Source organism: Gordonia sp. IITR100 (assembly GCF_002009645.1).
Taxonomy (GTDB): Bacteria; Actinomycetota; Actinomycetes; order Mycobacteriales; family Mycobacteriaceae; genus Gordonia; species Gordonia hongkongensis.
The window spans coordinates 60,541-84,382 of sequence record NZ_MVKV01000021.1; the positions used below are offsets into that span (position 1 = coordinate 60,541).

Annotated in this window: 21 protein-coding genes; 10 read left to right on the plus strand and 11 right to left on the minus strand. The window is 67.4% G+C overall.

What is annotated here, in order from left to right; genetic code table 11:
- The first annotated feature begins 58 nt into the window (after positions 1 to 58).
- Positions 59 to 1,054 (plus strand): stage II sporulation protein M, encoded by a 996-nt coding sequence (locus tag B1818_RS21240; RefSeq protein WP_068970385.1) that lies wholly within the window; start codon positions 59 to 61, stop codon positions 1,052 to 1,054.
- Between the two features lie 81 nt (positions 1,055 to 1,135).
- Positions 1,136 to 1,411: a hypothetical protein gene (locus tag B1818_RS21245; RefSeq protein ID WP_065630873.1), complete on the plus strand. Its 276-nt coding sequence runs from the start codon at positions 1,136 to 1,138 to the stop codon at positions 1,409 to 1,411.
- Between the two features lie 261 nt (positions 1,412 to 1,672).
- On the opposite strand, the gene B1818_RS21255 is transcribed toward B1818_RS21245, so the two are convergent.
- The 4 genes from B1818_RS21255 to B1818_RS21270 are packed head-to-tail and all read right to left on the minus strand — an operon-like array spanning position 1,673 to position 4,608.
- On the minus strand, positions 1,673 to 2,920 hold the full coding sequence (locus tag B1818_RS21255) for an alpha/beta hydrolase (protein WP_078113894.1): 1,248 nt from the start codon (positions 2,918 to 2,920) through the stop codon (positions 1,673 to 1,675).
- Positions 2,917 to 3,162 carry a hypothetical protein gene (locus tag B1818_RS21260; protein ID WP_078113895.1) on the minus strand — a complete coding sequence of 82 codons (246 nt, stop codon included), beginning with the start codon at positions 3,160 to 3,162 and terminating at the stop codon, positions 2,917 to 2,919. Before B1818_RS21260 ends, B1818_RS21255 begins: the two co-directional genes overlap by 4 nt.
- Positions 3,159 to 3,821, minus strand: a complete 663-nt coding sequence (locus B1818_RS21265; RefSeq protein WP_078113896.1) for a VOC family protein — start codon at positions 3,819 to 3,821, stop codon at positions 3,159 to 3,161. Before B1818_RS21265 ends, B1818_RS21260 begins: the two co-directional genes overlap by 4 nt.
- 31 nt (positions 3,822 to 3,852) lie before the next feature.
- Entirely contained in the window at positions 3,853 to 4,608 is a 756-nt protein-coding gene (locus tag B1818_RS21270) for a maleate cis-trans isomerase (RefSeq protein WP_058253748.1), read from the minus strand.
- A gap of 263 nt (positions 4,609 to 4,871) precedes the next feature.
- On the opposite strand from B1818_RS21270, the gene B1818_RS21275 reads away from it, so the two are divergent.
- From B1818_RS21275 to B1818_RS21295, 5 genes are read left to right on the plus strand one after another with little or no spacing between them, the layout of a single operon-like run.
- Positions 4,872 to 6,980 (plus strand): hydantoinase/oxoprolinase family protein, encoded by a 2,109-nt coding sequence (locus tag B1818_RS21275; protein WP_078113897.1) that lies wholly within the window; start codon positions 4,872 to 4,874, stop codon positions 6,978 to 6,980.
- Positions 6,981 to 7,014: 34 nt separating this feature from the next.
- Positions 7,015 to 9,336 (plus strand): hydantoinase B/oxoprolinase family protein, encoded by a 2,322-nt coding sequence (locus B1818_RS21280; protein ID WP_078113898.1) that lies wholly within the window; start codon positions 7,015 to 7,017, stop codon positions 9,334 to 9,336.
- Positions 9,333 to 11,087, plus strand: coding sequence for a (2,3-dihydroxybenzoyl)adenylate synthase (locus B1818_RS21285; protein ID WP_078113899.1), 1,755 nt, complete (start codon positions 9,333 to 9,335; stop codon positions 11,085 to 11,087). Before B1818_RS21280 ends, B1818_RS21285 begins: the two co-directional genes overlap by 4 nt.
- Before the next feature lie 10 nt (positions 11,088 to 11,097).
- Positions 11,098 to 12,699: an FAD-dependent monooxygenase gene (locus tag B1818_RS21290; RefSeq protein WP_078113900.1), complete on the plus strand. Its 1,602-nt coding sequence runs from the start codon at positions 11,098 to 11,100 to the stop codon at positions 12,697 to 12,699.
- The gene (locus tag B1818_RS21295) at positions 12,696 to 13,439 is read left to right on the plus strand and encodes a TetR/AcrR family transcriptional regulator (RefSeq protein ID WP_078113901.1); all 744 of its coding nucleotides are present in this window, start codon (positions 12,696 to 12,698) and stop codon (positions 13,437 to 13,439) included. The genes B1818_RS21290 and B1818_RS21295 overlap by 4 nt, the downstream gene beginning before the upstream one ends.
- Before the next feature lie 400 nt (positions 13,440 to 13,839).
- On the opposite strand, the gene B1818_RS21300 is transcribed toward B1818_RS21295, so the two are convergent.
- From B1818_RS21300 to B1818_RS21325, 6 genes are all read right to left on the minus strand, one after another.
- Entirely contained in the window at positions 13,840 to 14,574 is a 735-nt protein-coding gene (locus B1818_RS21300; protein ID WP_254859784.1) for an RraA family protein, read from the minus strand.
- Positions 14,574 to 16,079 carry a tripartite tricarboxylate transporter permease gene (locus B1818_RS21305; protein ID WP_078113903.1) on the minus strand — a complete coding sequence of 502 codons (1,506 nt, stop codon included), beginning with the start codon at positions 16,077 to 16,079 and terminating at the stop codon, positions 14,574 to 14,576. The genes B1818_RS21300 and B1818_RS21305 overlap by 1 nt, the downstream gene beginning before the upstream one ends.
- A complete protein-coding gene (locus B1818_RS21310; RefSeq protein WP_078113904.1) occupies positions 16,079 to 16,648 on the minus strand; it encodes a tripartite tricarboxylate transporter TctB family protein in 570 nt (189 codons plus the stop codon). Before B1818_RS21310 ends, B1818_RS21305 begins: the two co-directional genes overlap by 1 nt.
- On the minus strand, positions 16,638 to 17,036 hold the full coding sequence (locus tag B1818_RS21315) for a universal stress protein (RefSeq protein WP_058253740.1): 399 nt from the start codon (positions 17,034 to 17,036) through the stop codon (positions 16,638 to 16,640). The genes B1818_RS21310 and B1818_RS21315 overlap by 11 nt, the downstream gene beginning before the upstream one ends.
- A 64-nt stretch (positions 17,037 to 17,100) precedes the next feature.
- Positions 17,101 to 18,147, minus strand: a complete 1,047-nt coding sequence (locus B1818_RS21320) for a tripartite tricarboxylate transporter substrate binding protein (RefSeq protein ID WP_078113905.1) — start codon at positions 18,145 to 18,147, stop codon at positions 17,101 to 17,103.
- 258 nt (positions 18,148 to 18,405) lie between these two features.
- Positions 18,406 to 19,086 (minus strand): GntR family transcriptional regulator, encoded by a 681-nt coding sequence (locus tag B1818_RS21325; protein ID WP_078113906.1) that lies wholly within the window; start codon positions 19,084 to 19,086, stop codon positions 18,406 to 18,408.
- A gap of 109 nt (positions 19,087 to 19,195) precedes the next feature.
- On the opposite strand from B1818_RS21325, the gene acnA reads away from it, so the two are divergent.
- A complete protein-coding gene (gene acnA, locus B1818_RS21330) occupies positions 19,196 to 21,793 on the plus strand; it encodes an aconitate hydratase AcnA (RefSeq protein WP_058253738.1) in 2,598 nt (865 codons plus the stop codon).
- Positions 21,794 to 21,888: 95 nt separating this feature from the next.
- Positions 21,889 to 22,182 carry a hypothetical protein gene (locus B1818_RS21335; protein WP_058253737.1) on the plus strand — a complete coding sequence of 98 codons (294 nt, stop codon included), beginning with the start codon at positions 21,889 to 21,891 and terminating at the stop codon, positions 22,180 to 22,182.
- 305 nt (positions 22,183 to 22,487) lie between these two features.
- Here B1818_RS21335 and B1818_RS21340 read toward each other — a convergent pair whose 3' ends face one another.
- The gene (locus B1818_RS21340) at positions 22,488 to 22,802 is read right to left on the minus strand and encodes a hypothetical protein (protein WP_231742667.1); all 315 of its coding nucleotides are present in this window, start codon (positions 22,800 to 22,802) and stop codon (positions 22,488 to 22,490) included.
- A 601-nt stretch (positions 22,803 to 23,403) separates the two neighbouring features.
- On the opposite strand from B1818_RS21340, the gene B1818_RS24300 reads away from it, so the two are divergent.
- Positions 23,404 to 23,676, plus strand: coding sequence for a hypothetical protein (locus tag B1818_RS24300; RefSeq protein WP_024497892.1), 273 nt, complete (start codon positions 23,404 to 23,406; stop codon positions 23,674 to 23,676).
- Positions 23,677 to 23,842: the final 166 nt, after the last annotated feature.

Consider the following 23,842-nt stretch of genomic DNA (forward strand, 5'->3'; position numbering starts at 1 on the left):
CCGACGTCCGCTGAATGACACGTGCCGCGGAGGTGAGAATGCCCGATACGCTGGCCGAGTGGATCTCGACGCCTATGTGTCCGCGCACCGCGCGACGTGGGAGCGGCTCGATGCGCTCTCGCGGCGCCGCCGACTCACCGGTGCCGAGGCCGACGAGATGATCGACACCTACCAGCGGGTGGCCACCCACCTGTCGGTCATCCGCTCGACGGCGCCCGATGCCTCGCTGGTGGCATACCTGTCGGGCCTCCTGGCCCGCGCCCGCGGTCGCGCCACCGGAACCCGGGTCAGCACGCCGGCGACGGTGATCGAGTTCTTCACCCGATCGTTCCCCGCGGCCCTGTACCGGATGCGCTGGTGGTGGCTCTCGGTGATGGGCGGGTCCCTCGGTGCGGCCGTGATCATGACGTGGTGGGTGCTGGCCCACCCGCGGATCGAGAGTTCGTTCGCATCGCCCGCGGAGATCGAGCGTCTCGTCACCAACGACTTCGAGAACTACTACAGCGAATACGAGGCGACGTCGTTCGCCGCTCGCGTGTGGACCAACAACTTCTGGCTGGCCGCGCTGTGTATCGCGTTAGGGCTCTTCGGGTTCCCCGTGATCTGGATGCTCTACACGAACATCCTCAATCTGGTGGTCGTGGCGTCGATCATGATCCGGCACGGTCGTGGTGACCTGTTCTTCGGACTGATCCTGCCGCACGGAATGCTCGAACTGACCTGCTTGTTCGTCGCTGCGGGCGTGGGCCTGCGGATCTTCTGGGCCTGGGTGGCCCCGGGGAATCGAACGCGTGCAACGGCTCTCGGGGAGGAGGGCCGGGCAGCGGTCGGTGTCGCGCTGGGTCTGGTCGTCGTGCTGCTGCTGTGCGGGGTCATCGAAGCGTTCGTCACGCCGTCCCCGCTGCCGACCTGGGCCCGGATCGGGATCGGCGTGACGGCGTGGACGCTCTTCATGTCGTACGTCTTCGTCGCCGGTCGCCGCGCGTACGAGTACGGCGACACCGGCGATCTCGACGAGGCAGCTCGCGGGCTCACCGTCCCGACGGCGAGATAGCGGCCCGTCGACGTCGAACCGGAATGGAACGACGCCTACGATCACCGGAAAGGGTCGACGACGACGAAGGGGAACACTCTGATGGCCACTCGCAAGGGATCACTGGACGCTGTCTCGCTGCTGGGCGGGGGACTGGCCGCCACCGGGGTTGCGCACTTCATCAAGCCCGAGATCTTCGCCCCGATCACCGAGCCGGTGTTCCCCGACGACACCACCACCTGGACCTACCGCAACGGTGCCTGCGAGACCGCCATCGGCCTCGCACTGGTGTCGCCGCGGACCCGCCGGCTGGGCCTGGCCGGGCTGGCCGGCTACGTCGGGTTCCTCGGTTACCGGGCGGCTCTCGCGAAGAAGTGATCCTTTGCTCCTCAATCCGAAAGATTGACCTGACCAGTGCTCCCTGAGGAGCGCCCGGAGCTTGCGGAGGGCGCGTCACGAAGGGTCTCGCAAGGCGTCTCACCAGGCCCTTCGTGGCTCGTCGACCTCGACGCGCTCCTTCGTCGCTTGCTCGGCCCGGCGGCTTGCGCTCCTCGCACCTCAGGGAGCAGAGGGGACGGCACCTCTCGGGCTAGGAACCAGGGGGCAGGTCGTTCTTTCGGATCAGGGAGCAGGTCGGCCTCACGAGAACCGTTGCGCGAGCCACCCCCCGATCTGGGCGGCGGCCAGGCTCGCGCCGGTCGGGGCCCCTCGGCGGATCGGACCGCCGAAGTGGGTTCCCTCGACGCGGACGTGCGTGACATCGTCCGCGCCGAGGGCGTTCACCATCGCCACCGCATCCTCGGGGAAGCACGCTTGGTCGCCGGTGAGCTCGACGAAGAGCGCGGGAACCCGGACACCGGGCGCGCATCGGAGGAATCCGGCGTTGCTCGACAGGCCAGACCAGGTGGACAGCCACGCGTCGGGGGTCGCCAGCCGACCGAACCCGACCAGGCCGTAATCCGTGAGGTCGGGACGCCGACCGAACAGCGACCCGTAGGGCCGGTCGTTGGGGCTCAGGGACTGATCGAGGAACCGCAGGTCGGCGTCGGTCCGGTAGATAGTCATGATGCGCGGGGCGAGCGAGGCCCGACGGTCGTCCGGGTCGTCGCTTTCTGCGAAACGTGCTCGTGCGCGCGCGGTTTCGGCGACCAGATCCCGCGCGACGGTGTCGAGTCGTTCGACCCGGGCGCGTTGGGCGGCGCGGTACCGCTCGACGAAATCCGGTGCGTACGAGGAGCTTTCCGGAGGCTCCGCGTAACCGTTGGCGGGCTCGAACGGATTCAGCGAGGGGTCGGCAGCGAGCGGATCGTCCTCGTCGGTGACCGATGGGTCGATGAGGCGCAGCAGCAGTTCGCCTTGACCGGGATGAGGCGCGAGGAAGATGGCGCCGTCGGGGACCGGCATGTCGGCACCGGCCAGGTCCACGGGTCGGCCGGCGGGAGTCGTGGTCAGCCGATCGCCGGGCGCCAGTCCGGCCTGCTCGTGGTAGAAGGCGAACAGGGCGCCGCCACCCGAATGGCCCAATGTGAGCACAGATCCGAAGTCACGTTCGCGCAGGAAGACCTGTCCCGCCGCGGCGTCGAGGATGGCCTGCTCGTGGACGAGGGTGAGGTCGTTGTTGACCGAACGCGTGCCCTGCGTCCACACCGCGAACCCGCGGGCGAGCAGTTCGGGGACGAGTACATGGTGTGTCAGGTCCTGCCGCGGATGCATGAGGGCGACGACGACGGTCGCGCCGGGGACGGTGCGCAGAACCCCGGTGACCTTGGCGCCGTCGGCGGTGGTCAGCTCGTGCACGGAGGTCGTGGTGTCCGCCGGTTGCTCGGCGGCGTCGATGTAACGACCCGCTCCCAGTCGGCTCGTGCCCGCGGCGGTGGGGGCGGTCATCGCGGTTCGACCTTCAGTGCGTCCTTGTCCCACTGCACTATTCGCGAATCGAGGAGCCCGGCGACGCTGCTGTACCAGACGGCATGGCGACACCCGGTTGCCCGCCGGTCGATGACGATGGTGTCGTCGGCGGTGATCCGGAAATAGGGTCCGACATGATCAACCGAAACACCCGGCGCTTCGCCGGCGACCGCCGCGACGGCCTTGTTCTCCGGGACGTCGAGTACGAACAGGGTGGTCATCGGACGGTCGCCTCCTCGGCGGCGAGTACGTCGCCGGCGGATTGCTCGTCCTGCCAGGCCGCAGCCCGTTCGACGATCCGCTCGGCCTTGCGCATGAGAAGCGCGTCCATGCTCGGATTCGGTTGCGACACCACGTCGATGAGAGCCTCGATGGTCAGATTGGCGTCGAGGTCCTCCTGCGGCGTGACGGCCCGCATCGCACGCGTGATCTCGATCATGTATCCGTTCGGGTCATGGGTGTAGATCGACTCGATCGTCTCGTGTTGGATCTGCATCTCGACCGGCCACTCGCTGGCATCCAGGCGTCGCCGGTACTCCAGCAGATCGGCTTCGTCGTCGACGTGTATGGCCAGGTGACGCGAGCGGATGAACCAGATCGGTACGTCCTCGGCGAAGCGTGAGTACGAATCCCCCTGCGGGCCACCGTCGAACGGCTCCAGTCCGAAGTAGTAGAAGAACGCGAGCCGGTCGTCGTTGCCGATGTCGAAGAAGAAGTGGATGAAGTCGGGATGCCTGTCGGGTCCCCAGCCGGCCGCGCAGATCGAGTGGACGACGGGGAAGCCGAGGACGTCGCGGTAGAAGCGGACCGTCGCCGCCGGGTCGAAGGTGGGGTAGGCGACGTGGTCGACGCCGCGGACCTTGTGGGGGAGTGAACTCATGGGGGGCTCCAGAGGATTCGAGGAACGGGGATCAGGCGGGGACGGTGGCGATGTCGGCGCGCAGCAGGCTGCCCGCGCCCTCGATGGAGGCCGGAAGGCCGAGTCCGCGCAGAATGCTGTAGGCGCCGGCCGTGGCAGCCGACAGCACGGGCAGACCGAACTCACGCTCGGCGTCGTCGATCAGATCCAGCGACGGCATCTGGACACAGCAGGACAACACCAGCGCGTCGACACCGTCCAGTTCGAGGGACCGGGCGGCGGTCATCACGCGTTCGCCGGGGATACATCCCACCTCGGCGTTGTCCGCGACTTCGAGGGCCCGCCAGTCCATCACCTCGAAGCCCTCGGCGTCCAGGTACTCGACGACCTTCTCGGCGAGCGGCCGGAGGTAGGGGGTCACGAGGGCAATGCGTCGGGCGTCCAGTGCACGGAGCGCCTCGACCAGGGCACCTGCGCTCGACCGGATGATCGCGTCGGAGCCGCCGGTGGCCAGCTGTTCCGCGACGGCACCCTCGACGCGCTGGTGCTCGCCCGGCCCGCCGACCATCAGCGCCACCAGGCAGGCATAGAGGATCACCTCCGGTGAGGCGTCGGCGATCTCGAGAACGCAGCGTTCGCGTTGTGCGTTCATCGCGGCGAGCTGTTCCGGGGACACCGTGTGCATCCTCATCCGGGTCGAGTGGAACGAGAACTGCGAGGTCGGGTGCCGGTTCAGGAGGGCAGGCATCTCGGTCTCGACCGTGACGTTCGAACTCGGCACGACGAGGCCGATGCGATGGACACCCATGGGTCCGGTCCTTTCGATCGCGGCCCGCGGAGGGCCGTTCACGCCAAGTTGACGTTAGCGATGATTATTCGACGCCAATGATGATTCGTCAAGGCGTTCGTCACGGTGGGTCTGACCTGCAGCGATAGGTGACTGGGGGACACTCGATGGTGATCCAGCTCATAACAAATGCTTGACAGGTGGTCGATTGCGTCGAATACTCAACGCCAACGTAAACGGACCTGAAGGGCCTCGCAGCCCGGACAACGAAGGAGTACCTGGCCATGGCATACGTGATAGGTGTGGACGTCGGGGGGACGTTCACCGACGCCGTCCTCGACGACGGCAACGGCTTGGTCGTCGCGGGGAAGGCGCCATCCACCCCGCCGGATTACTCGGCCGGGGTGATGGATGTCCTGACCGTTCTCGCCGAGCAGTTGGGCCGTCCACTCGACGCCATGCTCGCCGACACCCACCACATCGCGCACGGCACCACGTCGTCGCTGAACGCGCTGGTCATGGGCCGAGTGCCGGACGTCGGATTCATCACCACCAAGGGGCACCGCGACTCGATCTTCATCATGAACGTCGAGGGTCGCTACCTCGGTATGTCACCCGAACAGCTGCAGAATGTGGTCGCGCAGAGCAAGTCTCATGGATTGATCCACAAACGGCATGCGCTCGAGGTCACCGAGCGAATCGACCGGGACGGCCGTGTCGTCGTCGCACTCGACGAGGACGAGGTCCGGACCACGGTCCGGCAACTGCTCGACGACGGAATCTCCGCGATCGCCGTGTCGCTGCTGTGGTCGTTCCGCAACCCCGTGCACGAGCAGCGGATTCGCGAGATCGTCGCCGAGATCGATCCGAGCGTCTTCGTCTCGCTGTCGAGCGAGGTCAGCCCTCGCATCCGTGAGTTCGCCCGCAACGCGACCACGGTCATGAGCACCCAGATCGGTCCGGGCCTCCGGGACTATCTCGGCGAGCTCGAGGGCAGACTGCGCGAGCACAAGCTGGCCGGCCCCTTGCTCGTAATGCAGAGCAACGGCGGCGCGGTGGCCGCATCGGAGGCCCCGGGAAATGCCATCTCGACGGTGGGTTCGGTGCTCACCGGCGGCGCGGTCGGGTCGGTGTCCCTCGGTAGGCAACTGGGCCACGACAACATCATCGCCACCGACGCGGGCGGCACGACGTTCCTCGTCGGGCTCGTCGTCGACGGGGAGCCGGTGCGATCGTCGACGACGATCATCAATCACCATCCGATCAACGTGCCCACCCTCGAGGTCCACGCGATCGGCGCCGGCGGTGGCGCGATCGCCTGGCTCGATGCCGGCGGCAACCTGCAGATCGGCCCCCACAGCGCGCAAGCCGTTCCGGGCCCGGCCTGCTACGGACAGGGCGGTACCGAACCGACGAACACCGACGCCAACCTCGTGCTCGGAATCCTGCCTGAGCGCGGTCTTCTCGGCGGCCGCAAGGCTTTGGACCTGAATCTCGCCCGCGAAGCCATCCGTACGCGCATCGCCGAACCGCTCGGCCTCTCGGTCGAGGACGCCGCCGCGGCCATCTACGCGGTGCAGAACGCCCAGACCGGCGATCTCCTGCGCAAGACCGTCGTCGAGGCCGGCCACGACCCCCGCAACTTCATCGTCTACGCCTTCGGCGGCTCGGGTCCCGCTCATTGCGGGCTGTACGCGCAGGAGATCGGGGTGTCCAGGGTCGTCGTCCCGCTGGGCCAGGTGGCCTCGGCGTTCTCGGCTTACGGCCTCGCGTCGTCGAACATCGTTCTCGCCAAGGAACTGTCGGACCCGGCGGCGATGCCACTCGACCCGGCCCGGGTGGAGGAGAACTTCAAGCTGCTCGAGGAGCAGGTGCGTGGTCAGCTCGACCGGCAGGGCCTGCAGTTCGCCTCCGTCGAGATCGAGCGCGAGATCGACATGCGCTACACCATGCAGCTGGCCGAGGTCGCGACCCCGCTGCCGGATGGTTCGCTGACGTCGACCGAGATCGTCGCCGCCGCGGAAGCGTTCGAGAAGAAGTATGCCGACCTGTACGGGAAGGACAGCGGGTTCCGCGAGGCGGGCATCCAGGCCATCACCTACCGGGTCCGCGGCACGGGAGTCCTGCCGTTCTCGCCGGAACTTCCCGAACTCGCCACCGCCGACACCTCGGACCCGGCTTTGGCACACGTGGGCGTGCGCAAGGTCTGTCTCGACGGCCGGCGCGGCTTCGTCGACACCGACATCTACGACTACGCCGGCCTGCGCGCCGGGCACATCGTCCGCGGACCGGCGGTCATCGAGGTGCCCACCACGACCGTCGTCGTCCCCCACGACACCACCGGTGAGATCGACCGCCTCGGCAACCTGAACATCACCGTCGACCCCGCATGATCGATCACCAGCAGCAACCACAGGAGTCGCTCTCATGACCGCACCCATCCCCGGCTCGGAGGTCTTCTCCAGCCGACCCGCCGACATCGACGCGCTGGCCAGATCCCTGCCGCCGTCGTTGCCGGTGCACACCGTCTCCCAGGAACAGATCGACGCACTCGACCCGCTCACCTACGAGGTGATCCGGCACCGCTTGTGGTCGGTCACCGACGAGATGGGCGAAGCCCTCAAGCGGATGTCGGGATCACCGATCGTGACCGATGCCAACGACTTCGACTTCGCGATCAGCGACGAACTCGGCCAGGAGGTCCAGGTCGGGCTGTACAACACGATGCTCGTCGGCGCCGTCGACCTCGCCATCTACTGGACACTGCAGCATCGCTCGCTCAATCCGGGAATCGCCGAGGGCGACATGTTCCTCTGCAACGACCCGTGGGTCGGCGGTGGACTCCACCAGAGCGACGTGATCGTCTACCAGCCCGTCTTCCACGACGGGAAGCTGTTCGCCTGGACAAGTGCGATCTGTCACGAACCCGACCTCGGTGGGTCGGGACTGGGTTCGTTCGACCCGGCCGCCAAAGACGTTTTCTCCGAATCACTTCCGACGCCGCCGATCAAGGTGGTCCGCGACTACGAACTGCAGCGGGACGTCGCCGACGTCTGGGTGCGGCGCAGCCGGGTCCCGATGCTGGTCGGACTCGACCTGCGCGCCAAGATCGGGGCGAACAGCGTCGGACGTGACCGGTTGCTCGCGGTCATCGAGCAGTACGGCGCGGACACGGTCAAGGCCGTCATGAAGCGGATGATGTCCGACGCGGAGGGGCGGCTGCGGTCGAAGCTGTCCGATCTGCCGGACGGAACGTGGCACGCGACCGGCTATCAGGACCAGTCGCAGGCCGGGGACCGTGGCGTCCACAAGATCACCGTCGCCATGACCAAGACCGACGATCACCTCGAATTCGACTTCACCGGCACCGACCCGCAGACGGGCGTCATCAACTGCACGTATGCGGGCATGCGCGGCGGGGTGATGCTGGCGCTGCTCCCCATCCTCGCCGGCGACATCCCGTGGTCGGCAGGCGGTCTCATGCGGTGCTTCGACCTCGTGGCCGAAGAGGGGACGATCAACAACGCCACCTTCCCGGCGGCGGTGAGTCGCGGGCCGATCGGCCCGGCGTGGCTCACCGGCAACCTCATCGCCGAGTGTCTGGCCCAGATGCTGGATCGCCACCTCGAGTTCGGCAAGAACGTGCAGGCATCGTGCTGCGGTACGTGGGACACCGCGGTGGTCGCGGGCCTCGACGAGCGCGGCGAACAACCGGTGCCGTTCCTCAACATCATGATGGAGCCGATGGCCGGCGGGTACGGTGCGCGGCCCGTCGCCGACGGCATGGACACCGGTGGCCTCTTCTGCATCCCGATGGGGCGCATCCCCGACACCGAGATGACCGAGTTCCTCTACCCGCTGCTCACGCTGTGGCGCCGGGAGGAGCCCGACTCCGGCGGCCCGGGGCGCCATCGCGGCGGGGTGTCGGCGTCGTTGGCGGTCACCCCGTACGGGACGAGTCTGCCGATGGGTCTCGTCTTCGCCTCGGCGGGCAAGGCCGTCGCGCAGAACGCCGGACTCGCCGGCGGACTGCCCGGCAACACCGGCCTGGAGATCCTGGCACGCGACTCCGGCGTACAGGAACTGTTGGCGCAGGGCCGGATTCCGGGCACGCTCGACGAGCTGGCCGGTGCGAAGGAGATCGGCGCGTGCTACGACGAGAGTTACCTCGCCCCCGGTGAGGTGCTGTACATGCACTGGCAGGGTGGCGGCGGTTACGGCGATCCGCTTCGCCGGGAACCGGAGGCCGTGGCCGCCGATGTGCGCAACGGGAAGGTGACCCCCGCGGGTGCCGAAGACGCGTACGGCGTCGTGCTCACCGCCGGCGAGGTCGACGACTCGGGCACGGAGCGGAAGCGGGCGGAATTGTTGGAGATGCGGCGTACCCGCTCCGAGATCCCCAGCGGACAAGAGGCGACCCTCGATCTGAGTTCCGCTCGACGACTCGACGACAACCTGGTCGAGGTCACCATCGGCGATTCCCGCGTGGTGGGATGCGCCCACTGCGGAAGACTGCTGGGCGACAGCAAGTCCGGGCGGCTCGACCTGGCGCGCTACGACGGTCCGTCGAGCGACGCCGGTCCGCAGGTCACCTCCGATCCGGGCGAGTACGTCGACACCGAGGTCGTCTTCCGGCAGCAGTGCTGTCCCGGGTGCTTCACGGCCATCTACTCGGGCATCGTGCCGGTCGACCATCCCGACCGCGTCGCCGAACTCGCCCAGCTCATCCCGGCGGTGGCGGGTCGATGACGGTGACCTTCATCCCCGGACGACCCTCGGACGGCGCGGCCCCACCGGGTCGGGCCCGGTGGGGTGATCGCCTGGTCGGGTATCCCGCGGATCGCGCGGCGGCCTACCGGCGGGCGGGGGAGTGGACCGATCGCCCACTGGCCGACCGGTTGCAGGACACCGTCGACCGTTTCCCCGACCGCCCCGCCGTCGTCACAGACGTGGCATCAATGACATACGCCGAGTTGGGAGTTCGCTCCGATCAGCTGGCCGCCGGGTTGCTCGATCTCGGGTTGAAGCCGGGTGACCCCGTGCTGTTCCAGACGGGGAATCGAATCGAGACCGTGTTGATCTGGTACGGATGTCTCAAAGCGGGACTCGTCCCGGTGGCGACACTGGCGGCTCATCGGGCGCACGAGATCGGTCACATCTCCCGCGCGGTCGGGGCGGTCGGCCACGTCGTCGAGGCGGGGCTCGGTTTCGACCTCGTCGAGTTCGCCCGGCAGCAGGCAGCGGGTCACCCGACCCTGCGGACGATCCTCACCATCGGGGCGCCCGACGGCGTCGGGGACGACGTGAACCGGGTGGAGGCGCTCGGCTCCGGAATCGCGCCCGCGGAGGCACGAGCGCGGATCGCCGCGATCCAGGCCGACGTCGATCCGCTCGACGTGTGTGCGTTCCAGCTGTCCGGCGGCACGACCGGTGTGCCGAAGGTCATTCCGCGGCTGCACGTCGAGTACTGGGACAACGCCCTGCTGTACGCCCGGCGCCTCGGTTGGACCGAGGAGACCCGGGTCGCCCATCTGATCCCGATCATCCACAACGCGGGCATCAGCTGCGGCCTGCACGCCGCACACTCGGTGGGTGGTTGCCTCGTCCTCGCGACCGCGGACGTGTCGAAGGCGTTCCCGCTCATGGCACGTGAACAGGCGACGGACGTCCTGATCGGGCACGGGCATTATCAGGCCGTCACCGGTCCGGACTTCGACGCACCGAGCGCCTTCTTGCGCACCGTGATCCTGTCCGGGGCGAAGCCGAGTCGTGAGCTCTTCGACCGAGCCGGCGGGGAGAAGCGCTGGGTCGGACAGCTCTTCGGTATGTCCGAAGGCCTGTTCACGGTGTCCCCACGCGACTCGTCCGACGAGGACCGCCAGACCACCGTCGGTACCCCGATCGCGGCCGGCGATGAGATCCGCATCCTCGAACCCGGTACGGAGACCGAGCTGCCCGACGGCGAGGTCGGCGAATTGTCGTGCCGAGGCCCGTACACCATCCCTGGCTACTTCGATGCGGCCGAACACAATCGGACCGCGTTCACGTCCGAGGGCTTCTACCGGACCGGGGATCTCGCGAAGGTCGTGGTGATCGACGGGGTGCGCCACCTGTCCATCCAGGGGCGGATCAAGGACCTCATCAACCGCGGCGGTGAGAAGATCAACGCCGAGGAGGTCGAGCTGCTGCTCGTCACCCATCCGCAGGTGCGCAACGCCGCGGTCGTCGCGATGCCGGATCCGCGTCTGGGAGAGCGGACCTGCGCGTACCTCGTGACCGCCGACGACCGGCAGGTGTCGATGGAGAGCGTCCAGGCCCACCTGGAATCGCTTGGCGTGGCCAAGTTCAAATGGCCCGAGCGACTCGAGCTCGTGCCGGAACTGCCCCAGACAAACGTCGGGAAGATCGACAAGAAACGACTCCGCGCCGATGTCGTGGCCAAGCTCGACGCCGACGCACGCGTCGGATCTGCCGCCACGCCCTCGGGCGCCGACCAGTGAGGAACAACCCATGAAACTCAGTCGAATCGCCGTGCTCGGTGGCGGTCCGGGTGGGCTGTACGCCGCGCGACTTCTCAAACGAAGCCATCCCGACGCCGAGGTGACCGTCTACGAACAGGGCTCGCCCGACACCACTTTCGGGTTCGGCGTCGGACTCGCATCCCGTACCCAACGCAACCTGCGCGAGGCGGACCCCGCGTCTCTCGACGCCATCGTCGCGGTGTCGCATCCGCACGAGATGTCGATGCGGGTCGGTGACGACGTCGCCCGTCTGTCGCACGGGGAGCTGCTCGCGATCGCGCGTACGACACTTCTCGACGTTCTCCAGCAGCACGCCGTGGACGCCGGGGTACGGCTCGAGTTCGGTGTGCGGCGGACGGTCGCCGACCTCGACGCCGACCTGATCGTCGCCGCCGACGGTGTCAACAGTGCAACCCGGACGGACATGGCCGACGATTTCGGGCCGGCCATCTCCACCGGGGAGGGACTGTATCTGTGGTGCGGAGCCGACGTCGCCCTCCCGAGCGCGATCTTCACACCGGTCACCACGGCCGATGGCACCTTCGTCGCGCACGCCTACCCGTACGCGTCCGACCGGAGTACGTTCCTGATCGAGACCGACGAGACCACCTGGCGTCGTGCCGGTTTCGATCTCTCCACCGAGAACACCCCGATGACCGACAGCGACCAGACCGCGCTGGCATATCTTCAAGACGCCTTCGCCGACACGCTGGGCGGGCACCGGCTGATCGGCAACCGCACGCGGTGGCTGCGGTTCCGCACCGTCACCTGCGCCCGGTGGCACTCCGGGAACGTCGTGCTCCTGGGGGACGCCGCACACACCGCGCACTACTCGATCGGTTCGGGAACCAAACTCGCGATGGAGGATGCGATCGAACTCGATCACGCGGTCCGGAGTGCGACGACGCTCGACGAGGCGCTGTCGGCGTACGAGTCGGCGCGTCGGCCGAACGTCGAGTATCTGCAGTCGATCGCGGCGCGTAGCGAGCAGTGGTGGGAGTCGTTCCCCCGCCGCACCGGAATCCCGGTGGACCAGTTGATGATCGCGTACATGACCCGAGCCGGGAAGGTCGGACTCGACCGCTTCGCGTCCTCGGCGCCCGAGGTGGCCCGCCGCGGGCTCGCCGCGTATGCGGGCGTCGACGATGCTGCTGTCCCCGCCGGCGGATTGTCGACATGGGTGGTCGGACAACCGTTGTCACACGGGCCCTGGACGTTCCCGACCCGGCAGGCCCCCGCCGAGCTGTTGCTCGACCCGGGAACCACCCGGCTCGAGGTCGACATCGACTCCGCCTGGGGAGAGGCCGCGGTACCTCTTCTCGCTGCAGCTACGGGCGCGTCCGCGGTGTGGCTGACCGGCCGCGGCGACCGGGACGCGGTGCTGACGCGCCTGGACCTCGGCGAGCGGCTGCGTCAGGAGACGGACGCGCTGGTCGTCGTGGAGGCGCCCGCCGGCTCCTACGACGATCTCGTCGCCGGGTTGGTGAGCCTGCGCACCGATCTCGTCGCCGTGACCGACGGCGACGTCCCGGACGAGGTCCCGGAGGTCGGGCGCGGCGCGGGGGCCGGACGCACTATTCTTCGCCTATGACCAGCTCGACGCCCCAGGAGTCGCCGGCCGCCGGGCGCACCGGCCGCAGCAATTCACGGCGTGAGCTGGTCGAACGCGAGATCATGGAGCAGGCCACCAGGTTGTTCGCCGAGCGCGGGTTGGCGAGCACCACCCTTCAGGACATCGCCGACGCCACCGGTCTGACGCGTCCGGCGCTCTACCACTATGTGGCCAACAAGGACGAGCTGTTCGCCCGGCTGGTCAGCGAGATCGCCGAGGAACCGGCCATCCTGCTCCACGAGATCAACCAGCGAACCGACCTCGATCCGGTCGGGAAGATCCACGAGATGGCGATGTCCATCGCGCTCCACCAGACCCAGACCCTGGATCGGTTCCGGCTGCTGATCCGCTCGGAAGCGGAGCTGCCGCCCGCACTCGCCGAGACCTACCGGCAGAGCCGCCGGCGGGTGCTCAAGGAGTTGGTGGCGGTCATGGAGGAAGGTATCGCCGGGGGCCGGTTCCGTGCCGCCGATCCACGGATCTCCGCGCTCGGCATCGTCGGCATGCTGAACTGGCTGGCCTGGTGGCATCACCCGGGTGACAGCGAGAGCGACCGTAAGGTCGCGCGCCAGCTGGCCGACATGGCGGTCAACTCGGTCGTCGACCCCGATGCGGACAACACCGTGTCGGGCGCAGAACGACTCATCGCGCAGATGCGGCAGAACCTCGATTACCTGGAGCGGGAGGTCCGGGAGCGCACGGAGCCCCCGGCTCCCTGATGCGAAAGAGCACTCCTGGCCTTCGATCCGAAACAAGCGCATAACCCCTGCTCCCTGAGGTGTGAGGAGCGATAGCGACGAGCCACGAAGGGCAACCCCTCCGCTCCCTGAGGAGCGCCCGGAGCTTACGGAGGCGACGTCTACTTCTGCTCCCTGAGGAGGCCGGAGCTTGCGGAGGCGACGTCTACTTCTGCTCCCTGAGGAGGCCGGAGCTTGCGGAGGCCGTCACGAAGGGTCCTGGTGAGATGCGTCGCCAGCCCTTCGAGGCTCGTCGACCTCGACGCGCTCCTTCGTCGCTTGCTCGGCCCGGCGGCTGGCGCTCCTCGCACCTCAGGGAGCAATGGTTCTGTCCTCCTTTCGGACTAGGGAATTCTTCCCGCGCCTGCCGCCGAGTGCGGGATCAGATCCGTCCGAACTCCGCCATCGCGTCGGCGAGGGTCATGCCGTTGCGGATCGCGGCACGGACGTCGATCTCCTTCTCCGTCATGGTCTCCGCTGCCTCGAGCACGACGTCGACGATCCCAGCGGGGATGACGATGACACCGTCGTCGTCGCCGAGGATGAAGTCGCCGGGCTCGATGACGACCGGTTGCTCGGATGCGCCCGGCAGGGTGACGGGTTGCTGCCACGTCTCGACGCGCCAACGGCCGCTGGTCTGCACCGAGGTCGGATAGCGGGAGAACGTCGTGAAGCCGATCTCGTGGAGCCATCTCTTGTCGCGCACACCGCCGTCGACCACTGCGCCGACGGAGCCCCGCTGCATCATGCCGATCGCGACGAGTTCACCGAAGTAACAGACGCCCCGGCCGTTCCCCTGCCACACGGAGACCTCGTCCGGGCCGATCTGGCTGCACGCCTGCGCTTTCAGCGGGTCCCGTCCCGGGGCGTCGCTCATCGCGCCCGAGATGGTGAACGCCCAGCCGGCCAGCCGTTCGCGCCCGGCCGCACACGTGAAGTCGGTGCTGAGCGCCTGATCACGGTGACCCAGGTCGTCGAGGACGTCGGCGACGTTCGCGACGTCGACAGCGAGGAAGCGGGAGCGGATGAGTGCGCGGTCGGTGCTGGTGCGCATGGGCATCGGCGGCTGACTTTCGGTGAGGGCGGGCGAGGAGCGGGGAAGGAACTGCTGTCGCATCAGGTGTCCTGACGCGTGCGCATCCGCAGGCGGCGGAACGCGGTGAACAGGACGACGACGGCCAGGACTCCGTAGAGGACCCAGGTGATCGCGCTGCCCACCAGCACACTCGGATCACCGCCGCTCGACATCATCGCGTTGCGCAGGCTGGTCTCGGCAAGGGGGCCGAGGACGACGCCGATCATGACGGGGGCGAGCGGGAAACCATAGCGTCGCAACAGATATCCGACGAAGGCGATGGCGATGACCAGGATGAGGTCGGTGATCGCGGCCGAGGTCGCGTAGACACCGAGCACGCAGAACACCGCGATCCCCGCGTAGAGGTAGTGCCTGGGGATCAGCAGCAGTTTCGCCCAGATGGCGGCGAACGGCATGTTGAGGATCAGCAGCATGACCAGGCCGATGAACAGGCTGGCGATGAGCGTCCAGACGAGATCGGCGTTGCGTTCGAAGAGCAGGGGGCCGGGCTGCAGGCCGTACTGCTGGAATGCGGCCAGCATGATCGCCGCGGTGGCGGAGGTGGGCAGACCCATCGCGAGCAGGGCACCCATCGCGGTGCCCGAAGTCGCGTTGCCCGCTGCCTCCGGACCGGCGACACCGCGGATGGCGCCGTGACCGAACTGGGGGTCGGGTCGTTTGCGGTCGAGACGACGCTCGGTTCCGTAGGCGAGGAAAGTCGGCACCTCTGCGCCGCCGACCGGGATGACGCCGAAGGGGACGCCGAAGCCGGTGCCGCGCAACCACGCCGGAAGCGCCTCGCGGAACTCGGCGCGCTTGAGGAAGGGCCGCCCGACGACGGCGTCCGCGTCCGGCGCACGCGTGCGGTGGATGCGGGAGGCGACGTAGAGGACCTCGCCCAGGGCCAGGGTGCCGACGGTGATGACGATGATGCTGATGCCGTCGAACAACTCGGGCGCGCCCATCGTGAAGCGCTGGGTGCCCGAGATGCCGTCGATCCCGATGACCGCGAGGATCAGCCCGATGAGGAGTCCGGTCAGACCCTTGATGACGGAGTCGGAGACCACCGAGGCAATCGCGATGAAGGCGAAGACGGCGAGGGCGAAGTATTCGGCGGGACCGAATTGGATGGCGAGATCGGCGAGCTTGGGTGCGAAGAACACGACGATGGTCGTCGCGATCATGCCGCCGATGAAGGCGCCGATCGCGGCGGTGGCCAGGGCCTGGGCGGCCCGCCCGCGTTTGGCCATCCGATGACCCTCGAATGATGTTGCGATGGCGGTGGACCCGCCGGGCGTGTTCATCAGGATGCCCATGGTCGAGTCACCGAACAGGCCGCCGAAGTACACGCCGGCGAACATGATGAACGCGGCGGTGGGGTCAAGGGTGAAGGTCACCGGCAGCAACAGTGCGACGGCCATCGCCGAACCCAGGCCCGGGAGCACACCCACCGCGGTGCCGAGCAGCGCGCCGATGAAGACCCAGAGCAGGTTCATCGGGGTGAGCGCCTGGGAGAAACCTTCCAACAGGAGTGAGACGTTGTCCATCAGAACAGCCCTCCCAGGATGCCGGCGGGGAGGTTCAGCCCGAGACCCGCCGAGAAGAACGCCTGCACCGCACAGGAGACGACGAGCGACACCGCGATGTCGAGGACCGGACGGGTGGAACCCATGGCGTAGGCGACGATCCAGAACAGCAGCGCGGCGGACAGGATCCAACCCAGCGGGATCAGCAGCACGGTGAAGGCGATGAGTCCGGCCAGGACGAGACCCAGTGCACGCCAGTCACTCTGCGTTCGCCACTGACCGGTCGCGGGCGGCACGATGTCGGGATCGGGCTCGTCGGGGTGACGCAGGGTCTGCACGGTCAGGAGTCCGGCGATCAGGTAGGCGCAGATCGTCAGGATGATCGGGAAGAACGCGGGCCCGGGAGTCGCTGCGCTACCCGGGATGTCCATCCCGATGATGCCGGCGGTCAGGTAGACGGCAAGTGCGAGCATGAGGCCCGCGACGACCAGACCGCTTCGGCCGGTGAGCGGTCGGCGCGCGCGGTCCGATCCGTGTCCGTCGTCGAGCGTCGTGCCGGCGGGCTGTACCGCCGCATTGTCAGTCGTCATGATGGGCTGCCTTCACTGCCAGTACGGGGACCTCGGCGTCGATGAGGATGCGCTGTGCGTTCGAGCCGAGCAGGAGTTTCCCGACGCGGGACCGGCGGCGCAGTCCGACGACGATGAGATCGGCGGCCAGTTCTTCTGAGACGTCGATGAGTTCGGCGGCCGGATCGGAATCCTCGCGACGATGGCCGAGCCAGCGAATCGCGGTGTCGTTGCCGGCGTTCTCGATAGGGGCGAAGTCGGGCTCGGGAATGCCACCGTCGTCGTCGACAGCAGGGGTTTCCATGTCGAAGACGATCAGTTGAGAGCTCTCGCTGCGCGCGAGGCGCCGGCCGTGTTCGAAGGCCGCTCGACCTTCGGGGGTGTGGGCGAAAGCGACAAGGATGGGCATGGGTTCTCCGTGATGTCGTGTGGGGCAGAAGTTGTGCAGTGCAGGTTCGGCGACCGCCGGTCAGTCAGTACCCGAGGTCGGCCCAGATGCCGCGGACGAACTCCGATTGCTGGTCGATGACCTGGTTGAATCCGGTGCCCGGCGTGAACGTGTCGGACCAGTTGTTGCGCTGCAGTGCATCTCGCCACTCGGGTGATTCGACGACCTCGGTGACGATCGCCTCGAGTTCGGTGCGTTGGTCATCGGTGATGCCCGGCGGTGCGACCACCCCGCGCCAGTTGGTGAGGGTGACGTCGTAACCCAGTTCGGACAGGGTCGGCAGATCGATGGCCGGGACCGGCTCGGGGGCCGAGATCGCCAGCGCGCGTAGATTTCCGGCGGTGATCTGGTCGACGAAATCCTCGTAACCACTGACCGAGGCCTTGATCGTCCCGGACATGAGTGAGGTCGCCAGTTCGCCACCACCGGAGTAGGCGATGTAGTTGACCGCGCCGGGGTCGATACCGTTCTCCCGAGCCATCTGGCTGATGATCATCTGGTCGACGCTGCCCAGCGAACCGCCACCGAACGTGAAGTTCTTGGGGTCCTTCTTCCATTCGGCCATCAGCTCTTCGATGGTCGTGATCGGAGAATCAGCCGGTACGACGACGACGTCGTAATCGTCGGCGAGCCGCGCGATGGGGGTGACGTCTCCGAGATCCACGTCGGACCCGTTGATGTTGATCGCGCCCAGCATCGTGATGCCCATGACCATGATCGTGGTGGCGTCGCCGGTCATCCCCGCGAACTGGCTGAGTCCGATCGTGCCGCCGGCACCGGGGATGTTGACGACCTGCGAGTTGTTGACGATGTTCTGGGCTCGCAGCGCCTGCTGCATCTCGCGCGCCGCACCGTCCCAACCACCACCGGCGGCCGCGGGCGCGATCAGGGTCAATTGCGATCGCGCGTCGGCGCCGCCCTCGCTACCGGCCGCGTCGACGACGCCGACGACGACGATCGCCGCGGCGACCAGTGCGCCGAGTGCTTTGACGAGCGTGGGAACACGTTTCGGCGGACGAGACGTGCGGGACAGCTCTGTCGATTCGTCGGTGCCGGGGGATGGTGCGGTCATGCGGTCCTCGTTTTCGTTCGGGGTCGGGTCCCGAGGCCGAGAGCTACCAACATCGTCTGACTCGATTCTGCTGCGGATGTGAGGACAACCACGTCGGTGGTCACATCGGAAGTGTTGGCGTAACCGTCGTCACAGTCACGCTTGGGCGCATAAGTATCGTTTTGCGCTTTTCGCGCGCGCTCGGCGTCGCACAGTTATAGATTATAACCTATGGCGGTGACGCACGACACAGGGGTTGGAAAAGTGGCAGCGGCCAGGTCAGCCGGCGACGGGGTCCTCGGTGAGCGCATCGATGGCACGACGTCCGAGACTGTTGCCGATGTGCTCGCGCATCACCGCGTCGGCACGCTCGGCGTCACCGTCGGCGACGGCATCCATGATCGCCCGGTGCTCGGCGGTGACCCGCGACCGGTCGTCGGGTGAATCGCCCCGGTGGGAGAGGCCGATGACTCGGTAACGATCTGCTTTGTCCCAGAGTCGTTCGAGGATGTCGATGAGAACGGGGTTGCCCGAAGCGCGGTACACCGTGCGATGGAATTCCCGGTGTCGGACAAGGGCATCGACATCGGACGCACTGGCGATGGGCGAGAGGCGATCGAAGGCATTGCTGATGGCGGCGATGTCGGCCGCCGTTCGCGTCCGCGCGGCGAGCGCCGCCGCGAGCGGGTCCAGGTTCTCGCGTACCTGGTAGAGGTGGCGCGCCTCATCGGCCGATACGGGGGTCACGCGCGCGTCTCGGTGGGCCTCGAGTTCGACCATGCCCTCGGCGGACAGCCGGCGGATCGCCTCGCGGAGGGGAGTCGTGCTGACGCCGATCTCGGCCGCCAGCTTGGCCTGGGGGATCACCGCGCCGGCCGGCAGGACGCCGGTCAGAATCCGCCGCTGGAGCTCGGCGTATGCGTAATCGTTCTTGGTGAACATCCCGCCTGGTGTGGTCATGGCGGGCCTCCCGGCAGTGGTCATGGGACGTCGAGGGTGCGGCAGCGCCGGACGCGGCGATGATAACACGGGTGGTGCAAGTTATAGGTTATAACATATGGTGGGATGCATGAGTGGAGCTGAACGCCGCGCGCAACCCGATCTGCCGGTCGTCGATGTCGAGCGGCGGGTCGGGTCCGACGTGTACCGGCAGTGGCCCACGGTGGTCCGTCTACTCGCCGAGAACGTGACTCGCCATGCCGACGCCGAGACGCGCGATCGAGCCCTGGACGACATGACCCGCTGGCTTCGCGCCGGCACCAGCGACGCCGAGATCCCGTATGTGCCGGGCCGGTTGCTGATGCACGACACCACCAGCACGCCCGCCCTCGTCGACATCGCCGCGATGCGTGACGCGGTTGCCGCCCGAGGTGGGGATCCGACGGCGTTGAGTCCCCGCCTTCCGGTGGAGGTCTCGGTGGACCATTCGCTCGCGGTCGAGTCGTTCGCGCGCCGCGATGCCGCCGCGGCCAATCTCGCCCACGACATGCGTCGCAACGCGGAGCGGTATCGCTTCCTGGCCTGGGCGTCGACCACGATGGACACCGTGCACATCAACCCGCCGGGTACCGGGATCATGCACACGATCAACCTCGAACAGCTCGCCACCGTGGTGACGGTGGAGAAGGTCGGTGGCGTCGACCACGCGGTGCCCGACATGATGCTCGGTACGGACAGCCACACGCCCATGATCAACGGGCTCGGTGTATTGGGCTGGGGCATAGGAGGTCTGGAAGCCGAGACGGTGATGTTCGGCATGCCGACCACACTGCGGATCCCCGAGGTCGTGGGAGTCCGCCTCACCGGGACGCTCTCCGCGGGCGTGCTGGCCACGGATCTCTCGCTGGTCGTCACGCACCGTCTGCGCGAGCTCGGGGTCACGGGTGAGTTCGTCGAGTTCTACGGGCCGGGCGTATCGGCACTGACGGCGGGCGCACGGGCGGTGATCGCCAACATGGCCCCGGAATACGGTGCCACCACCGGGTTCTTCCCCGTCGACGCACAGACCGTCCGATATCTGGCCGACACCGGACGTACCGCAGAACACTGCGAGCTCGTCGAGTCGGTGACACGACGGCTCGGACTGTGGTTCGACCCCGATGCCGAGCCGCGTTTCACCCGCACGATCGACATCGACCTGGGTGCGGTGGTCCCGTCGGTGGCCGGTCCGCGTCGCCCGCAGGACCTGGTCCCGGTGACCGAGTTGCCGGCGACCTTCGACGCCGAGGGGCCTTCTCGATGTGACGACGACATCCCGATGCCCGCCTTCCCGATCGCCATCGCGTCGATCACGAGCTGTACCAACACCTCTGACCCGCGCCTCCTCATCGCCGCGGGTTTGGTCGCCCGCCGCGCACGGGAACGAGGGCTGCGGGTGCCGGAGTATGTGAAGACCTCCCTCGCGCCGGGTTCGCCCTCTGCCGCCGGCGTGCTCGAGCGGGCCGGTCTCACCGACGACCTGTCCGCGGTCGGCTTCGACATCGTCGGATTCGGTTGTGCCACCTGCATCGGCAACTCGGGACCGCTGCCGGCGGAGATCACCGCGGTGGCCGAGGCGCACACACGAAATCCGGTGGCAGTACTCAGCGGCAACCGCAACTTCCCCGGCCGCGTCCACCCGGACCTCGAACTGGGCCTGCTGATGTCGCCGCCGATGGTGATCGTCTTCGCGCTCGCGGGTGATGCGGCGATAGATCCCACCTCGGAACCGATCGGCGTCGACGCCGACGGACACGACGTGATGCTCGCTGAACTGTGGCCCGCCCCGGAGGAGATCGACGCGCTCACCGATGCAGCGCGGCGTCCGCGTGATGTCGTCGACGACTTCGTCTCCGCGTCCCGCAATCCGGCATGGGACGCACTCGATGTTCCGGATGGGCCGCTGTTCCCCTGGGACCCGTCGTCGACGGCCCTGCGGCGTCCTCCTTTCGCCGATGACGGCTACGCGCACACCATGCTCGGGGAGTACACCGCGCAGCCCCTGCTCGTGCTCGGCGACGACATCACCACCGACCACATCTCCCCGGCCGGGGCGATCAAGCCCGACAGCCCGACCGGTCGATACCTTGTGGAGCGAGGTGCGGAACCGGGCGACCTGAACGTCTACGCCTCCCGGCGGGGCAATTGGGAAGCCATGTTGCGGGGCGGGTTTCAGAACAAGAACGTCCGCAACGCGCTCGCACCGGATGCGGCTCCCGCGCACACCGTGCATGCGCCCACCGGCGAGGTCGTGTCTCTTCCGGAGGCCGCGGGCCGGTACGCCGACGACGGCGACGCGGTGGTGATCGTGGCGGGGGAACGGTACGGCATGGGCAGCTCGCGCGACTGGGCGGCGAAGCTGGTGCGTCTGCTCGGAGTGCGGGCCGTGCTCGCGCGCAGTTTCGAGCGGATTCATCGGTCCAATCTGATCGGTGTCGGCGTCCTGCCGTTGCTGATTCCTGCTGACGTCGACGGCGGGTTGCAGGACCTGCAGCCCGGAGACCGACTGCGCGTCAACGGGACTGCCGACGCCGTCGACCGCGGGACGGTGGCGGTCGTCGTCCGGCGGATCGACGGTTCCGAAAGGCGTTTCGACGCGCAGGTGGCCGCCGAGACCGATCTGGATCGTCGGCTTCTCCGACGCGGCGGAGTCATCCCCAGCATTCTCGACGAGCAACTCGTGCGGTGACCTCGCGGGCGGGGGGGGGGGGGCAACGCGTAGCTGCCAGCGAATTCACAGTGATCGGTCAACCCCCTCATAACCTGCGAGTTCACTCTCGATACATGAGAAAGAACAAGCACATCTCCTCGGTCCCGCTCGTCGTCCTCGACGACCCTGCTGCCATCGACCACGCGTACGACCTGTTCCGTCGCGACATCCCGCTGGCTGTCGTCAGCAGTGAGTACTCCGCGGTCCTGCCGTTCATGCTCGGCAACAACGGGCACACCGCGGCATTCGTCGCCGACGTCGACGACCCCGACCAGCTCGCGGAGGCGATCGTGATCATCGAACGCCGTTTCGGCCGAGTCGGTTCGGTCATCCGCTATGCGGCCGACATCCCGGCGGTGGCGGTGTAGGACGTGAGCGCGATGTCAGAACGACGGTGGGTTGTGGAGGAAGTCCTGGCCGGGAATCTGGACTCGAGGCGGCGGATCCGTTCGGCCGAACCCGCCGGTAATCGGCACGGCGGCTGACGACCCACCAACCGATAGAGAGCGGTCGATCGTCGCATCGCGGGTCGGCGACCTGGAACCATGCGCGACGGTGTAGCAGTGCAGGTGCGCGATCCCGGCCTCGAAGAGACGATCGTAGGCATTACCACGGCTGGTCGAATAAGGCTCATGCTGGTTCAGTGTTGCGACACAGCCTGTTTCAGGCCGATTTATGCGGGGGTCCACTCGAGTCCGAGGAGGGTCAGGGCACGGGCCAGTTGTGGATCCGCGGCGTCGATGGGGCAGTGGTCGACAACGTCGATGTGGGGGCTGATGTCGGGGTCGGCGGCGCGTTCGTAGAGCGCCCGCATGCGCAGCTGGTCGCCGTGGCGGGAGTCGGACTCGATCCCGTCGACCGCTGCCTGTCCGTGGTGGGTGAGGGCGTAGAGCCAGCGGGAGATGGCCTGGGTGAGCCCCCGGGGGCGGCCATCCCGCAACGCGGCGGTGTCGAGGTCACGCGTGAGCGTCGTACGCCTCGGCCACAACGGTGGCCGAGACCGCGCCTGCGTGTTTGCGGGCGTAGTACGTGGACGGGGCGAGCTGCATTCCGCGCTCGCGGAGCACGCGGCAGATCGGGACGACCCCGAACCGATCCCGGTGAGCGTCGATATGGTCGACGATCAGTACAGAAGCTCAGCATGCCACGACTATGCGCCGGACCGGGTTGCCGGAGCCAACCTTTAACACCACGCCAGGCGGCTCATCTGATGCATCATTGATTCATCCAGTGCATCATCAATGCCAATCTGCAGGTCATCGAGTTGTTCCGTAACAAGGCGGCCCGGCCTCAAGCGCTCGGCATCGCGTCGCAGCTGGGTCGCCTTCTCGAATGCCGCTGGGAAACAATGGTGTTCGTGAGCGCGGTCAGGACCAGGAGGAGTGGCGAGGCGATGCATCTGATGCAATATGCAGTGCTTCACTTAACATAAGGTAAATTATCGGCACTTGAAAGGCGTTGGGGGAGTATGTATTTGAACATTCTCTGACGTAACGTCAGCGGCTCCGCCGGTCGAGGGTGATCTCGAAGGTCGCACCCGAGGTTAGGAGCGGTTGATCAGACGGTTCACCCCGGCCACGACGGCTGTAGTGAGCACCCAGCCGATGATGACGTTGAGCGCGCAGCTGGCGGATGACGAACCACAGCCCGACAACCGGGCCGGCGACCAGCAATCCGATCGAGGTGGACAACGCGAAGATGCGTTCCGAACTGATCTGCCCGTGACGTGGCTCCTGACCACCACCCACGTGGTGATGAACGCGGCAGCCGAGGAAGTACGCGCCGGACGCCTTGACGCCGACGACGCCCCGTGGTTCATCGGTGCGATCCTGCTACCAGCGTTCACGCAGACACAAGATTGAGCCGCAACACTCTTGCGGTCGCGATCAACGGCACACGGCGCGGCACGCGCCTCGGCTGCAAAGCCCGTCAATCGCACTCACCCACGGTCGGAGATCTGATACCAGAGAGCACTTGGTTGTTGCGCTTCCAGTTACGGGCACGCCAGTTTGGCGTGTACCGCGCGGT

What these genes read in the sequence shown, in the direction of transcription:
- B1818_RS21280 (WP_078113898.1), top strand. Translation starts at nt 7,015, where the DNA reads ATGACCGCACCCATCCCCGGCTCGGAGGTCTTCTCCAGCCGACCCGCC.
- B1818_RS21325 (WP_078113906.1), bottom strand. Translation starts at nt 19,086, where the DNA reads ATGACCACACCAGGCGGGATGTTCACCAAGAACGATTACGCATACGCC.
- B1818_RS21285 (WP_078113899.1), top strand. Translation starts at nt 9,333, where the DNA reads ATGACGGTGACCTTCATCCCCGGACGACCCTCGGACGGCGCGGCCCCA.
- B1818_RS21310 (WP_078113904.1), bottom strand. Translation starts at nt 16,648, where the DNA reads ATGACGACTGACAATGCGGCGGTACAGCCCGCCGGCACGACGCTCGAC.
- B1818_RS21315 (WP_058253740.1), bottom strand. Translation starts at nt 17,036, where the DNA reads ATGCCCATCCTTGTCGCTTTCGCCCACACCCCCGAAGGTCGAGCGGCC.
- B1818_RS21320 (WP_078113905.1), bottom strand. Translation starts at nt 18,147, where the DNA reads ATGACCGCACCATCCCCCGGCACCGACGAATCGACAGAGCTGTCCCGC.
- B1818_RS21270 (WP_058253748.1), bottom strand. Translation starts at nt 4,608, where the DNA reads ATGGGTGTCCATCGCATCGGCCTCGTCGTGCCGAGTTCGAACGTCACG.
- B1818_RS21260 (WP_078113895.1), bottom strand. Translation starts at nt 3,162, where the DNA reads ATGACCACCCTGTTCGTACTCGACGTCCCGGAGAACAAGGCCGTCGCG.
- B1818_RS21245 (WP_065630873.1), top strand. Translation starts at nt 1,136, where the DNA reads ATGGCCACTCGCAAGGGATCACTGGACGCTGTCTCGCTGCTGGGCGGG.
- B1818_RS21275 (WP_078113897.1), top strand. Translation starts at nt 4,872, where the DNA reads ATGGCATACGTGATAGGTGTGGACGTCGGGGGGACGTTCACCGACGCC.
- B1818_RS21265 (WP_078113896.1), bottom strand. Translation starts at nt 3,821, where the DNA reads ATGAGTTCACTCCCCCACAAGGTCCGCGGCGTCGACCACGTCGCCTAC.
- B1818_RS21305 (WP_078113903.1), bottom strand. Translation starts at nt 16,079, where the DNA reads ATGGACAACGTCTCACTCCTGTTGGAAGGTTTCTCCCAGGCGCTCACC.
- B1818_RS21290 (WP_078113900.1), top strand. Translation starts at nt 11,098, where the DNA reads ATGAAACTCAGTCGAATCGCCGTGCTCGGTGGCGGTCCGGGTGGGCTG.
- B1818_RS21335 (WP_058253737.1), top strand. Translation starts at nt 21,889, where the DNA reads ATGAGAAAGAACAAGCACATCTCCTCGGTCCCGCTCGTCGTCCTCGAC.
- B1818_RS21295 (WP_078113901.1), top strand. Translation starts at nt 12,696, where the DNA reads ATGACCAGCTCGACGCCCCAGGAGTCGCCGGCCGCCGGGCGCACCGGC.
- B1818_RS21255 (WP_078113894.1), bottom strand. Translation starts at nt 2,920, where the DNA reads ATGACCGCCCCCACCGCCGCGGGCACGAGCCGACTGGGAGCGGGTCGT.
- B1818_RS21300 (WP_254859784.1), bottom strand. Translation starts at nt 14,574, where the DNA reads ATGCGACAGCAGTTCCTTCCCCGCTCCTCGCCCGCCCTCACCGAAAGT.
- acnA (WP_058253738.1), top strand. Translation starts at nt 19,196, where the DNA reads ATGAGTGGAGCTGAACGCCGCGCGCAACCCGATCTGCCGGTCGTCGAT.